Source organism: Aeromonas molluscorum 848 (assembly GCF_000388115.1).
GTDB lineage: Bacteria > Pseudomonadota > Gammaproteobacteria > Enterobacterales > Aeromonadaceae > Aeromonas > Aeromonas molluscorum.
Genome location: NZ_AQGQ01000113.1, coordinates 1 through 12,663 on the forward strand (window position 1 = coordinate 1; position 12,663 = coordinate 12,663).

Below are 12,663 nucleotides of genomic sequence, written 5' to 3' on the forward strand. Positions count from 1 at the left end.
ACTGTTCAAACCCACTCTCTATCACTTCGCCTTTAGGAATGCGGCGGTACGGGATCATTTTGACCGGGCACTGCTGGCGATGCGGGTGGATGGTCGTTACGAGCAGATCTTCGCCAACTATGGCGCCGAGCCATAGTTCCTGCAGCAAACAATGCGCGGCAATAGAAAAGCCAGCCCTGAGGCTGGCTTGTGGTACTGGCTCGACTGAGCTGAGTTACTTCATGACGCCATCACTCTTTAGATCGGCTTTCTGGCGCTTGGCCTCGCGCTTTTCCTTCAGTGACATCTGCGGCTTCTTCTTGCCATCTTTGCCGTTGTGATGTTCTTTGTTACTCATCATCAAACTCCAAAAATGTGACCGACACTCGGGAGCGGACCCCCGTTGCAATCCGAATCGTTAACTACAGTACTTCCTTGCCTCCCTATTGAGCTGGAAGCAAATTCAGCATACTCCCTAATCAAGGCCGGGATCCATCCCCATTTGCTCCCCCTGACTCAGGGCCTTTCTATCCCGCTGCTCTGAGCTAAAACAGAGCAAGCCATTCATCCATATCACTATTTAATTTAACGCCTGACCAGAACCAACATTTAATGTGCTATCTACTGTCATAAATATGTCTGACAGAGTGCCAACTGAATAGGGCAATAATCCGGTACTAACAGGGGGTAAATGTGATGGCAAGCGGAGAATAAGAAATAATCAGCGGAATGTGATAAAGTATTTCATTCCCAACTTGCCAGGAGAGCCCCGTGAAAAAATTGGAAATGAAAGATCTGACCGATAAAGAAAAAGCCGATATCGCCCAACTGCTGCAAAAGGCACAGGCCAATGCGGATCATCCGCTGACCAATGGCGAGCGCAACAAAATTCGGGAAGAGGGCCGTCTCAAGGTGGTTGCCGATCGCGCCGAAGCCGCCAAAGAGGCCTCTCGCCTTGCTCGCGAGAAAGCCAAGGAACGGGCTCGCAATCAAGTGCTGCCGGAAACCTTCAGCTGGATTGACTCCGTCAGCGACAAGTTCCGCGGCCGCCGCTGACCACTCAGGCTCGTCACCCAGGGAAAAAGTCCCGCTTGACGAGTCGAGCCTGACTCGGCTCGCCCCTTATCCACATTTTTTTCAGGTTTTTTCACCCAACAAGCCCTCCGGCATTATATCCAGCAGGCAGGGGCGAGAATTCAGCGCCAAGGCAGGCCATGCAAGGTTCTGCCTCTTTTCTTCCCAAGAAGCACTTGAACCATTCAAGTCTCTTTTTGGGTAAAAATGATCGCCAGATCGACTGCTGAAAGAAATGATCTGCGAGATAAAGATTGCCATCACTGTGATGGCGTGTTTTAATGTTTCTCGATGGTTCGGTAGTTCAGACCACATTATGTTAGGTAGTCTCTAGTAAAGCAGTGATTAGATAAGCGTTGTCTTCGGATTCCACTTATCAAATAATTCTCCTTCTTTAGTGCGCCATACGTATTCTGACGAAAAATCATAAATTGCCATATGGCACTTAAACACTGTAAAGGAAATTATTATGTCTAACAAAATGACTGGTACCGTTAAGTTCTTCAACGCTGAGAAAGGTTTTGGTTTCATCTCCCCGGCTGACGGCAGCAAAGACGTGTTCGTACACTTCTCCGCTATCCAGTCCACCAGCTTCAAAACCCTGGACGAAGGTCAGCGCGTTGAGTTCACCATCGAGCAAGGCCAGAAAGGTCCTGCTGCTGCCAACGTAGTTGGTCTGTAATTCAAGCCAAGGGTCAAGTAACCGGACTTAAGTCTGCTGGCTGACCACTGCAAGAATTAAAAAAACCCGCCTAGGCGGGTTTTTTGTTGCCTGAAAAACAGTGGCAGCCCCCTCTTCTCCCTCACGATCTCTCCTCACAACCACACAAATGATAACCAATATCAATTGCGTTTAGTTCTCATTTAATTAAAATGCCTGCCGATGACGGTTTTCCCGTTTGAGGCTCAATCTCGCCGTCCCAGTGCGACATCAAGATCCCGGGATTCACTGGCCGATTGAGAAACTTTTTCTTCCAGGAGTTCAGGCTTCCATGACCAGCATACGTATTACCCCTCTCGCCACCTTGATATTCGCCGCTCTCATCAGCCAGGCACACGCCAACCAGAACGAAGTGATGGTGGTGACCGCCTCGGGTTTCCAGCAAAAAATCGAAGACTCCGCCGCCTCCATCTCGGTCGTGACGCGCGAACAACTGGAGAAACGCGCCTATCGTGACGTCACTGATGCGCTGAAAGACGTGCCCGGCGTCGTGGTGACGGGTGGCGGCAGCAGCAGCGACATCAGCATCCGGGGCATGGGCTCCAAATACACACTGATGTTGGTCGATGGCAAGCGGGTCGACAGCCGTGGCACTCGTCCCAACAGCGACGGTCCAGGCATAGAGCAAGGCTGGCTGCCACCTTTGCAGGCGATCGAGCGCATCGAGGTAGTACGTGGTCCCATGTCCTCCCGCTACGGCTCGGATGCCATGGGGGGCGTGATCAACGTCATCACCCGCAAGACAGCCAGCATGGCGGCCTGGCAGGGGTCGCTCCATGGCGACACCACCTTCCAGGAGAACAAGGCCTCTGGGGATATCTTCCAGACAGATGCCTATGCAGCAGGATCCTTGGTAGACGGATTGCTGGGGATGAGGATCAATGGCCTGCTGTCCCATCGCGGTGAGGATCAATTCACTAACGGTTTTGCCGAGCAGGAGATGCGCAGCGGCAGCCTCGTCTTTAGCCTGACCCCGGATGAGCACAACAGGGTCGATTTCGAGGTCAGTCGCGGCCTGCAAGATAGGGATCGCACTCCAGGCCAATCCATTCCCACCAAAGCCAAGCCGAGTCTGAACCGCTACGAGCGCACCAACTACGCCATCACCCACGATGGCCAATATGAGTTCGGCTCATCCTCCAGCTATCTGCAGCACGAGGAGAACACCAATCCGGGTCGGCAGATGAGGATGCTCAACACCATAGCCGACACCCACACCCAGTTCATACTCGGCGATCACTATCTGAGCATCGGTGGCCAGTACCGTTATGAGGATCTGCAGGATCAGGGCAACCAGCTCAAGGTGACCAATAGCGCCGATCAGCTGACTCGCTGGAGTTGGGCCCTGTTTGTGGAAGATGAGTGGGCCATGACCGAACGTTTCGCTCTCACCGCCGGTGTCCGCCTGGATCAGGACGAGAACTATGGTGACCACTGGAGCCCGCGCCTGTATGGCGTCTGGCATCCGGCCGAATTCTGGACCCTGAAGGGAGGCGTCTCCACCGGCTATCGCTCCCCCGATTTGCGCATGTCCGCCGCCAACTGGGGGCAGGCAACCGGTGGTGGTACCCAGGATGGCATCCTGGTCGGCAACGCGGATCTCAAGCCAGAAACCAGCATCAGTGAAGAGATCGCCCTACTGTGGGATGGTCAGCAAGGACTGAATGCCGGCCTGACCCTGTTCAATACCGATTTTAAGGACAAGATCTCTGAGGTTCGGCGCTGTTCCAGCAAGAACGACCCAAGCTGCACTCTGAATGGTTACACCTATGACTTCATCAGCGATCGCATCAACGTCGATGAAGCCAACATGCGCGGGGTGGAGAGCACGGCCAACTGGGCGATCAATACCGATTGGTCCCTGGCGGCCAGCTATACCTATACCCAGTCCGAGCAAAAGAGCGGCCCCATGGCTGGCAAAGCGCTCAACCAGATGCCGCGCCATATGTTCAATACCTCGGTGGACTGGCAGACCACGGATGAGGTCAGCCTCTGGTCGCGGGTCAACTTTCGCAGCAAAACATCGGACTACCTGAGTCGGGTACGGATGGCAGAAGGCACCCCCTCCTACACCTTCTTCGACACAGGCTTGGTCTACAAGGCGAACCAGGCGTTGAGCGTCACTGCGGGCATCTACAACCTGCTGGACAAGACGGTGGATTACGGCAGCTACGGCACAGTGCTGGACGGTCGCCGCTACAACCTGGGGTTGACCTATCAGTTCTAAACACGACCCCAACTAAAAAAGGCCCGCACAGTGCGGGCCTCTTTTATGACTGCCTGGCTGCCAAGCCATCCCCTAGCGCGGCAACCGGATCCTGGCCTCCAACCCTCCTTCCGCCCGATTGTGCAGCGTCAGCTCGCCGCCGTGCTGATGCACCAGGGTCCGAGCGATGGAGAGCCCCAAACCCACGCTGCCCGATTCGGTATTGCGGGCCTCATCCAGGCGCACAAAAGGCTTGAACACTTCGTCGAGCTGGTCCTGGGCTATCCCAGGCCCCTGATCGAGCACCCGAATGATCAGCTCCTGAGGACTCGGTTCGAGGCGCACCTCCACCTCCCCCGCGTACTTGAGGGCATTGCCTACCAGGTTTTGCAACACCCGGCGCATGGCATTGGCCCGGCAGGCATAGACCAGCTTGCCCTCGGCCTCGAAGTGCACCGGCTGGCCCATGTCGGCGTAGTCGTCACACAGACTTTCCAGCAGGCTGACCAAGTCCAGTTCCCGGGTCTGCTCCTGGGTGCCTTCATCCCGCGCAAAGCTCAAGGTCGCCGCCAGCATCTGCTCTATCTGCTGCAGAGTTTGCTGAATGCGGTCCTTATCCTCACCATCGGCCAAAAACTCGCTGCGCAACCGCAGGCTGGTAATGGGGGTGCGCAAGTCATGGGAGATGGCGGCCAGCATCTGGGTTCTGTCTTGCACGAAACGATCGAGCCGGGTATGCATGCGGTTGAATGCCTGGATGGAGTCGCGAATTTCGGTCGGCCCCTCCTCCTTGAGCAGAGCAGTCTCTTCACCGCGCCCCAGCTTGTCGGCGTTGCGGGCCAACTGCTTGAGCGGCAGCGTGGCGCGGCGAAACAGCCAGATCATTAGCCCTATCACCAGGCTGGCCACCAGCAGCAGGTTGAAGGTGGTACGCAGCGACCAGGTGCCCACCTCCTTGTCCACCAGGGAGCTGAACTGCAGCCACTGGCCGCCGGGCAGCTCGATGGAGCCGTAGAGCCGCATATCCTGGGGCGGCGGCCCCTTGCGATCGTCCATCATGCGCACATGGTGACGCCAGGCCCGGCTGCGCGGCGCATCCTTGCTGAGCTCGGCGCTGATCTCCACCATGAGTTCAGGGGGGTAGCCCAGCTTGCTGCGCACCAGTCCCTCGAAGCGGGGGCTGCGATTGTCCGGCTGCAGCGGTTCATGAGCTAGGCGAAGAAACAGGGTCTCGCTGCGGCTCGCCTTCAATATTTCCCGGTGCAACTCGGGGGGAGAAAGGGTCAGCAACCTGACCACTGAGACGATGCGCTGCATGGCGTTGCGACTGTTGACGAAGCCCAGCGCCTCCTCCCGGTCCGAGCGATAGATCTGAATGCTGAGCAGCTGGATTAAAATGAGCCCCGCCAGGGCCACCAGCACTATCTGGCCGGTCAGCCCCTTGGGCCAGAGCCGCTTGATGAAGGCCATGGTGTCAGACCTGGCTCACATCGGCGGCGAACAGGTAACCGCCGCCCCAGATGGTCTTGATGAGTTCGGGATTCTTGGGGTCACGTTCGAGCTTGCGCCTCAGCCGACTGACCAGGGTGTCGATGGCACGATCAAAGGCCACCGCCTCGCGGCCTCGGGCCAGATCCAGCAGTTGATCCCGGCTCAACACTCGCTGGGGACGCTCCAGAAATACCTTGAGCAGGTCAAACTCGGCGGTAGAGAGGCTGAGCCCCACCCCATCCTCGTCGATCAGCTCCCGGCGATTGATGTCGAGCAACCAGCGGTCGAAGCGCAAGTCCCGGGACAGTGTCTCGGCAACCGGCTGCTGGTCGGCCTGGGTGCGGCGCATCACCGCCTTGATCCGCGCCAGCAGCTCACGGGGATTGAACGGCTTGGCGAGATAGTCATCGGCCCCCATCTCCAGCCCTATGATACGGTCTGTCTCCTCCCCCATGGCGGTGAGCATGATGATGGGCAGGTTCGACTTTGCCCTCAGCTCACGGCACAGGGTCAGGCCATCTTCGCCGGGTAGCATGAGATCCAGTACCAGCAGATCGAACTCCCGCTCCTCCAGCAGCTTCTTCATCTCCCGCCCGTCCCGGGCGCAGCTGACCCGCATGCCGTGCTGCTCCAGGAAGCGCTTGAGCAGATCGCGGATCTCACCGTGGTCATCGACCACCAGGATATGGTTGTGCAACTGATTCATGATGGCGGCTCTCTATAAGGCAAAGGGCATGAGCGGAACTGGCTCGATTATACGAAAATCCCCCGGGGTGTTTGTGTCAAACTGTGGCAAATGAGCCGGGTGGCACACTCTGCTACAAAAAAGCGCCTGACTGGCAAAGTTCAGACACGGACTGGGTGTTTACTTGAGGGCAAGGCAAAACGCCGACTCCGCATTCATTCTTCGAGGAGAGACACCATGAAAAACCTGACCAAGACACTGCTGACCGCCACCCTGATCCTGGGCCTGCCCCTTGGCGCCTATGCCGCCAGCGAAGCGACGACCACAGCACCGGCCGAGCGTCCCGCAGTCGATTGCCCCATGGGTGGTCCCATGGACGGCATGGGCGGCAAGCATCACAAACGCCATGACCGGATGGAGCGCATGCAGAAGATGACGCCGGCAGAGATCCAGGCCCAGCTGCAACAACGCTACGACAAGCTAGAGGATCCGGCCAAGCAGGCCGAGTTCGTCAAACGTCTGGGTGAACGTGCCGAGGGCATGACCAAACATGCCGAGGCGATGAAAGCCTTCGCGGACGCGCACCAGTAAGCAGCAGGGGTCTGTTGACCCCTCTTTCGGTCTGCTTATTCAGCAGATCAGAATACAAAAAAGGGGCCGACAGGCCCCTTTTTCATGTGCACTCGTCACCCTGGCTTATGCCTTGGGCTTGTCGGCCAGACGCAGGCTCTTGACGGTTTCGCCTTCGAAACGGATCACCACCAGCTTGCTGTCCAGATCCACATCGGGCAGCAGTGCCTTGGTGGTCTGGGTCAGGGTTGGCGAGCTCTCGCTGAGGGCAGCCAGATCGTAGTTCCACAGCTCCAGCTTCTCTTCGGTGCCAGTGCTGGCCGGTGCACCAAACTTCTCCTTGATGGTCTCCTTGGTGGAGATCCCGGGCTTGATGCCAAGGGCGGCTTGCACCCCATCATTGGTGTAGCTATCCGCGGCGCCGAGTGCCATCTCCTTGGTACTGTCGGAGACAGCGCCCGTGACCGCATCGAGCAGGCCAGCATGGGCAAACAGCGGCAGTGAAGTCAGGGCAATCAGTACGATTTTTTTCATGGCAAGGTTCCAATGAATAGCAGGGAGCTGCCATGAGAACAGTTCACAATCCCGTTCGTCAAGACGCAGGCCTATTCAGAGGAGTATCAAAGAGGAAAGCTACCAGCCCAGAACCCGTGCGGGGCCTGGTTTGATGCCCTCATCAATGTCGCCCAGGGTTCGCCAATCCATGTCGTGGTTCAGGGGGACGGGCAGTGAGCCGTCTGGTTGCGTCCCGCCCGCTTGGCGCGATAGAGCCACTCGTCGGCACGGGCCAGCACTGTGCCGACCTCCTCTCCGGGCTGTATCTCGGTGGTCCCCAGACTGACGGTGATGTGCAGCTCGGGCACCCCGTCATCGAGGGTCATGGCCGCGACAGCGCCGCGAATGCGCTCGGCCAGCTGCCAGAGACCCGGACCATGCAATTGGGGCAGCAGGATCAGAAACTCCTCGCCGCCGCTGCGCACGAACAGATCCCCGGCACGCAACTGGCTGGCGACGCAGGTACAGAAGCGCTGCAATACCCTGTCTCCTTGCTGATGCCCATAGAGATCGTTGATCTGCTTGAAGTGATCTATGTCCATCATGATGAGCCCTGCCCTGCCCTGGCTTGCCACCAGTTGGGGAAAGTGCTCGAAGAAGTAGCGGCGATTGTGCAGGCCGGTCAACTGATCCGTTTCGCTGAGCAGTTGCAAGCGCCTCTGCAGTTCATGCTGGCGGGTGATGTTGCGCGTCATCCAGGAGACGGCGCGCTTGCCCCCATAACGTGATGGCAGGGGCGCTATCTTGCCCTCGAAGCGCTGCATCCCCTGAGGCCCCTCCCCGCTCTCTATGTCCTTGACCTCTGCGGCAGCCAGATCGTACTCCACCACCTGGACCTGATTGCTCTCCAGAGTGAGGGCTATCTGCATCATGATCCACTCGGCCTTGTCCGGCGGCAGCATGTCCTGCAACCGCTTGCCGATCAGAGGGTTGCCATCCTGATAGGATTGCTGCTCTATGCCCCCCAGATACTCTATGTAATAGCCATCTTCGCTGAGCACGAACAAGGGATCGGGCAACTGGGCCATGACTTCATAGAGTTGTTCAACCGTCAGTGCCATATGAGATGTCCTGTCTCAACCTGAAAGGGCGCCACCAAGGCGCCCTTCTGTTATCTCATGGTCCGGGGAGCCGCACCAGCCTCAACAATCCAGCGGCTTCATGGCTTGCTGGCGGCCACCAGCAGCAACATGGGTCGTTCCACCTCCTCGGCCAGGGCGGGATTGGCAGCTATCTGAGCGGTGCTCGGTCCCCAATCCTCCACGTGACCAAGCCGGAACCCTGCGGCAATCAAGCTATTGAGATAAGTCCCCAGGGTACGGTGGTACTTCAATACCCCCTCGGCCAGCCAGTTACTCAGCCTTGGCCCCTCGGCCTGATAGCTGTTGATGGGCCAGGAGCGCTGGCCGCTCTCATCATGCAACCAACCCTGCTGACGCGGGCAGGTGAAGATGGGATTCTCCACCGAGAATACCAGGCTTCCCCCCGGCGTCAGGGCATCAAACAACTGCCCAAACAGGGGACCAACTTCGGCCAGGTAGTGGAGAGCCAAGGAACTGTAGATGAGATCATAGTGCTCGTCGTCCAGGGTCAGCGCCGCCAGATCCCCGCGCCGATAATGGATGGCAGGATCCCGGGTCAGCTCGGCCGCCCTGGCCAACATCTTGCTGGAGAGATCTATGCCCACCACCTCACGGGCACCCTGTTCACGGGCGCTGCGGCAAAACCAGCCATAACCGCAACCAAGATCCAGCACCCGCTTGCCCGCCAGCGGCGGCAGCATGGCTTGCAGCGCAGGCCATTCAGGGGCGCCCGCCAACCCTTGCACCGAGCGAGGAAGCTGGGCATAGCCTTCGAAAAAGGCCTGATTATCATAAATATTCTGTGACATGTTTGACTCCTCAGTCATGGGATAAGCCTAGCAAACAAGATTCATACGATCACTTACATGCCGTCATAACACGCGGGTATGCGCCCGCCAGGCAATAAAAAAGCAGAAGGCCCGGAGGGCCCTCTGCTCGAGATGACTCGACCGGTGATGACCGGGCGAATCCAACGAAAAGGGCCACAGACAGCATTGTCTGTGGCCCTCTGGTGATCGTCCCACGGCCAAGCACCACCGGGTGTCACTATGGCACCGGCGGGCGGATGGAACGATGAATGAGGTCGAAAGCTCAGGCTTTCGGATCAGGCTCCGGACAATGCGTCATCGCACGCTGCTGTTCGGAGCTCACTCGGGTCACTCGCTGATCCGAGGCATATAAAGCGGTCATATTGTCCTGACGATTAGGTCGACCCGAAAGGGATCAACACCTTGCATGGCAAAATTTTAAGAGGGCAAATTCTAGCGCCATGGTCTCCCCATGACAAGAACCGCCCGCGCCCGCTAGCACAGAGCTTTTTGCCAGAACAACGCCTTGCCCACCTCGGGATCCAGCTCATAACCGGCAAAGCCACTGGCGCGATAGGCGGCCTGCGCCACCCGGTTTCCCTCCAGCACTTCCAGCGTCAGTTTGCAGCATCCCAGCTCGCGGCCAAGCCGCTCCGCCTCGGCGAGCAGCCGCTTGCCAAGGCCCCGGCCCCGATAATCAGGGAGCACGGCCATGTCATGAATATTGAGCAGCGGGCGGCAGGCAAAGGTTGAGAATCCCTCGAAGCAGGTCGCTACCCCGGCGGGTTTACCATCGACCCAGGCCAGCAGCACATGGGCCCCCTGGCGCCGCGCCAGGGTGGCCGCCAGACTCGCCTTCACAGCGGCGGGCAAGGGGGTGGCGCCCCCCATCTCGTCCCTGGCATAGGCATCGAGCAGCATGACCAGCGCCTCGCCATGCTCCGCCTTGTTCAGATCCGCCCTGATCACCTCATCCATCCCTGTCTCCTTCATCCTGTGGGGCCGCAGCAGCCCCGTTCCTCGATAGTAACGCCCTCCCCATGCCAGACCAAGCCGCGCTGGCTTCTCTGGCTGGCACCCTCAGCCAGGCCGGGGCAACAAAGGGTAACCGGGCGCCATGGCAGTCACACTTTACGCGCCCCTGGCTGGATGAGTGCCAGTTGCGACTGATATGCTGCCCCCCTGCTCCCGCGCGTTCACGAGGTATCATGCGCATCTCCAGTATCGAATGCGGCCGGGTGCTGGCCATCATGGCCGTCATGACGATCCACCTGGCCCCTTTCACCAACCCCTTTGATCCGCAGCTGTGGAACAGCCCCCTCTACTTCTGGCTGAGCGACATCATCAATCAGCTTTGCCGCTTCGCCGTGCCGCTCTTCTTCCTGTGCGCCGGTTACTTCCTGCAACCCAAGCTCGCCACCGGCAAGCCGCTGGCGGTGGCACTGGCTTACTGCCGCCCCCTCTTGCTGCTCTGGCTGGCCTGGAGCCTCGTCTATCTGCTGGTGCCTTTCAACCCGCTGGCCGCCATGGAGGAGGGCTACCTGACCGTGATGACGGATCAGTGGCAGATGCAGCTAGGTGACAGCCTCAACGCCTGGTGGGTGGGCGGCATGATCCACCTCTGGTTCCTGCCGGCCCTGATCCTGGCCGTGCTGATACTGGCGCTGTGCCAGCAACTCGGCAAGCCGCGCCTCGCACTCGGCCTTGGTGCCCTGCTCTATCTGCTGGCCCTGATCGGCGGCTCCTATGGCAACCTGTTACTCGGCGCTGAGTGGGCCTTTCTGACCCGCAACGGCCCCTTCTTCTCCCTGCTGTTCGTGGCGCTCGGCGCCGCCCTCAGGGCCCGTCACTGGCAACCCGGCCAGACCCTGGCCTGGACGCTGCTGGGAACGGGCATGGCGCTCTATGCCCTGGAGGTCTTTGCCCTGCTGCACCTTGCCGATGTGGCTGCGACCCGCCATGACTTCCTGCTCGGCTCAGTACCCTGGACCCTGGGGCTGTTCGCCCTGCTGCTGGCCAATCCCGGATGGGGCGCGGGCAGCTGGCTGGAGCGCCAGGCCCCCAAGGTGCTTGGCCTCTACTGCCTGCACATGATGCTGGTCGTCTGGCTGGTGATACTCGGTCCCCAGGGCCAGCACCTCTGGTGGGAGATAAGCAAGGTGCCGCTCCTCTTTGCCCTCTCCCTGCTGGCCTACCGACTGCTGGCCGCCCACCCCATCAGCCGCTGGCTGCTGCAAGCACGTTAGACGCGCCCGCAGGCTCACCGGCCGGGCGGCGCCGCCCGGCCAAGCCGTGGCATGGGCAGGCTGGGATTTGCTTTGCTCAGTAAATGAGCCAACCATCTGATCCTTATATAAAATTCTATTTCCGTCTAAGAGCCGACCGGCAGGGCTGGTACCATACGCAGCTCTGCCGGATCCGGGCTCGCCCGTCCGCAGTGATCCATATCTGCCGCTGGAGAGCCCCTATGAATATCCCCCTCATCATCAATGTGCTGCTGTTCGCCGCCCTGCTGATGGCCCTGGCCAAGCTCAGCAAGCCAAGCTGGAGCCTGTCGCGCAAAGTCTTGACCGGTCTGCTGATGGGCGTACTGTTCGGCTTCGGCCTGCAACTGGGCTATGGCGCCGGTCACCCCGTCATCGCCGCCTCCATCGAGTGGTTCAGTCTGGTGGGCAGCGGCTATGTGCAACTGTTGCAGATGATCGTCATGCCCCTGGTGTTCGCCTCCATCCTGAGTGCCGTAGCCAAGCTGCACAATGCCGCCTCCCTGGGCCGCATCAGCGTGATCACTATAGGCACTCTGCTGTTTACCACCCTGATCGCCGCCCTGATTGGCGTGCTGGTCACCAACCTGTTCGGCCTGACCGCCGAGGGATTGGTGCAAGGGGTGAAGGAGAGCGCGCGCCTCGATGCCATCGAGACCAGCTACCTCGGCCGGGTGAGCGATCTGGGGGTGCCGCAGCTGCTGCTCTCCTTCATTCCCAAGAACCCCTTCGCCGATCTGACCGGTGCCAACCCCACCTCCATCATCAGCGTGGTGATCTTCGCCGCCCTGCTCGGGATCGCTGCCCTGCAGCTTAAAAAGGATGATGCCAGCAAGGGTGACAAGGTGCTCGCCGCCATCGACACCCTGCAGGCCTGGGTGATGAAGCTGGTGCGCCTCATCATGACCCTGACCCCCTATGGCGTCATGGCATTGATGACCAAGGTGGTCGCCGGCTCCAATCCTCAGGAAGTGATCAAGCTGGGCAGCTTCGTACTCGCCTCCTACCTGGGGCTGGGACTGATGTTCCTGGTACACGGTCTGCTGCTCGCCCTGGTTGGCGTCAACCCGCTCACCTTCCTGCGCAAGGTGGCCCCCGTGCTGAGTTTTGCCTTCAGCAGCCGCTCCAGCGCCGCCACCATCCCCCTCAACGTGGAAGCCCAGACCCGCCGCCTCGGCGTGCCCGAGGCCATCGCCAGCTTTGCCGCCTCCTTTGGCGCCACCATAG

General features: G+C 59.3%; 14 protein-coding genes. 6 read left to right on the forward strand and 8 right to left on the reverse strand.

Annotation, left to right across the window (positions count from 1 at the left end; all coding sequences use genetic code 11):
- Positions 1-214 precede the first annotated feature (214 nt).
- The gene (locus G113_RS22000) at positions 215-337 is read right to left on the reverse strand and encodes a hypothetical protein (RefSeq protein WP_005905132.1); all 123 of its coding nucleotides are present in this window, start codon (positions 335-337) and stop codon (positions 215-217) included.
- Between the two features lie 413 nt (positions 338-750).
- Between G113_RS22000 and yjbD the strand changes: the two genes are divergently transcribed.
- Positions 751-1,035, forward strand: coding sequence for a DUF3811 domain-containing protein (yjbD, locus tag G113_RS14190; protein WP_040319253.1), 285 nt, complete (start codon positions 751-753; stop codon positions 1,033-1,035).
- A gap of 81 nt (positions 1,036-1,116) precedes the next feature.
- Here yjbD and G113_RS21115 read toward each other — a convergent pair whose 3' ends face one another.
- The gene (locus G113_RS21115; RefSeq protein ID WP_152436062.1) at positions 1,117-1,368 is read right to left on the reverse strand and encodes a hypothetical protein; all 252 of its coding nucleotides are present in this window, start codon (positions 1,366-1,368) and stop codon (positions 1,117-1,119) included.
- Between the two features lie 154 nt (positions 1,369-1,522).
- On the opposite strand from G113_RS21115, the gene cspE reads away from it, so the two are divergent.
- Both cspE and G113_RS14200 read left to right on the forward strand, forming a co-directional pair.
- The gene (gene cspE / locus G113_RS14195) at positions 1,523-1,735 is read left to right on the forward strand and encodes a transcription antiterminator/RNA stability regulator CspE (protein ID WP_005316548.1); all 213 of its coding nucleotides are present in this window, start codon (positions 1,523-1,525) and stop codon (positions 1,733-1,735) included.
- A gap of 310 nt (positions 1,736-2,045) precedes the next feature.
- A complete protein-coding gene (locus tag G113_RS14200) occupies positions 2,046-4,001 on the forward strand; it encodes a ligand-gated channel protein (protein ID WP_005905139.1) in 1,956 nt (651 codons plus the stop codon).
- 72 nt (positions 4,002-4,073) lie between these two features.
- Here the strand turns inward: G113_RS14200 and G113_RS14205 are convergent, their stop codons facing one another.
- The gene (locus G113_RS14205) at positions 4,074-5,450 is read right to left on the reverse strand and encodes an ATP-binding protein (protein ID WP_005905141.1); all 1,377 of its coding nucleotides are present in this window, start codon (positions 5,448-5,450) and stop codon (positions 4,074-4,076) included.
- Between the two features lie 4 nt (positions 5,451-5,454).
- Positions 5,455-6,177, reverse strand: a complete 723-nt coding sequence (locus G113_RS14210; protein ID WP_005905143.1) for a response regulator — start codon at positions 6,175-6,177, stop codon at positions 5,455-5,457.
- 216 nt (positions 6,178-6,393) lie between these two features.
- Between G113_RS14210 and G113_RS14215 the strand changes: the two genes are divergently transcribed.
- Complete coding sequence (locus G113_RS14215) at positions 6,394-6,747, forward strand: hypothetical protein (protein WP_005905145.1); 354 nt, start codon at positions 6,394-6,396, stop codon at positions 6,745-6,747.
- 105 nt (positions 6,748-6,852) lie between these two features.
- Here the strand turns inward: G113_RS14215 and G113_RS14220 are convergent, their stop codons facing one another.
- From G113_RS14220 to G113_RS14235, 4 genes are all read right to left on the reverse strand, one after another.
- The gene (locus G113_RS14220) at positions 6,853-7,260 is read right to left on the reverse strand and encodes a hypothetical protein (RefSeq protein WP_005905147.1); all 408 of its coding nucleotides are present in this window, start codon (positions 7,258-7,260) and stop codon (positions 6,853-6,855) included.
- 179 nt (positions 7,261-7,439) lie between these two features.
- Positions 7,440-8,342 carry a sensor domain-containing diguanylate cyclase gene (locus G113_RS14225; RefSeq protein WP_005905148.1) on the reverse strand — a complete coding sequence of 301 codons (903 nt, stop codon included), beginning with the start codon at positions 8,340-8,342 and terminating at the stop codon, positions 7,440-7,442.
- Between the two features lie 98 nt (positions 8,343-8,440).
- Entirely contained in the window at positions 8,441-9,172 is a 732-nt protein-coding gene (locus G113_RS14230; RefSeq protein WP_005905152.1) for a class I SAM-dependent methyltransferase, read from the reverse strand.
- A 495-nt stretch (positions 9,173-9,667) separates the two neighbouring features.
- Positions 9,668-10,150, reverse strand: a complete 483-nt coding sequence (locus tag G113_RS14235; protein WP_005905154.1) for a GNAT family N-acetyltransferase — start codon at positions 10,148-10,150, stop codon at positions 9,668-9,670.
- Between the two features lie 230 nt (positions 10,151-10,380).
- Between G113_RS14235 and G113_RS14240 the strand changes: the two genes are divergently transcribed.
- Both G113_RS14240 and G113_RS14245 read left to right on the forward strand, forming a co-directional pair.
- Positions 10,381-11,418: an acyltransferase gene (locus G113_RS14240; protein ID WP_005905156.1), complete on the forward strand. Its 1,038-nt coding sequence runs from the start codon at positions 10,381-10,383 to the stop codon at positions 11,416-11,418.
- Between the two features lie 221 nt (positions 11,419-11,639).
- A partial coding sequence (locus tag G113_RS14245; RefSeq protein ID WP_005905158.1) for a cation:dicarboxylate symporter family transporter occupies positions 11,640-12,663 on the forward strand: 1,024 nt, incomplete at its 3' end.

Excerpts from the sequence above, each read along its gene's own strand:
- G113_RS14235 (WP_005905154.1), bottom strand. The coding sequence starts at position 10,150 with ATGGATGAGGTGATCAGGGCGGATCTGAACAAGGCGGAGCATGGCGAG.
- G113_RS21115 (WP_152436062.1), bottom strand. The coding sequence starts at position 1,368 with ATGTGGTCTGAACTACCGAACCATCGAGAAACATTAAAACACGCCATC.
- G113_RS14215 (WP_005905145.1), top strand. The coding sequence starts at position 6,394 with ATGAAAAACCTGACCAAGACACTGCTGACCGCCACCCTGATCCTGGGC.
- G113_RS14200 (WP_005905139.1), top strand. The coding sequence starts at position 2,046 with ATGACCAGCATACGTATTACCCCTCTCGCCACCTTGATATTCGCCGCT.
- cspE (WP_005316548.1), top strand. The coding sequence starts at position 1,523 with ATGTCTAACAAAATGACTGGTACCGTTAAGTTCTTCAACGCTGAGAAA.
- G113_RS14210 (WP_005905143.1), bottom strand. The coding sequence starts at position 6,177 with ATGAATCAGTTGCACAACCATATCCTGGTGGTCGATGACCACGGTGAG.
- G113_RS14225 (WP_005905148.1), bottom strand. The coding sequence starts at position 8,342 with ATGGCACTGACGGTTGAACAACTCTATGAAGTCATGGCCCAGTTGCCC.
- G113_RS14240 (WP_005905156.1), top strand. The coding sequence starts at position 10,381 with ATGCGCATCTCCAGTATCGAATGCGGCCGGGTGCTGGCCATCATGGCC.
- G113_RS14205 (WP_005905141.1), bottom strand. The coding sequence starts at position 5,450 with ATGGCCTTCATCAAGCGGCTCTGGCCCAAGGGGCTGACCGGCCAGATA.
- G113_RS22000 (WP_005905132.1), bottom strand. The coding sequence starts at position 337 with ATGAGTAACAAAGAACATCACAACGGCAAAGATGGCAAGAAGAAGCCG.
- G113_RS14230 (WP_005905152.1), bottom strand. The coding sequence starts at position 9,172 with ATGTCACAGAATATTTATGATAATCAGGCCTTTTTCGAAGGCTATGCC.
- G113_RS14220 (WP_005905147.1), bottom strand. The coding sequence starts at position 7,260 with ATGAAAAAAATCGTACTGATTGCCCTGACTTCACTGCCGCTGTTTGCC.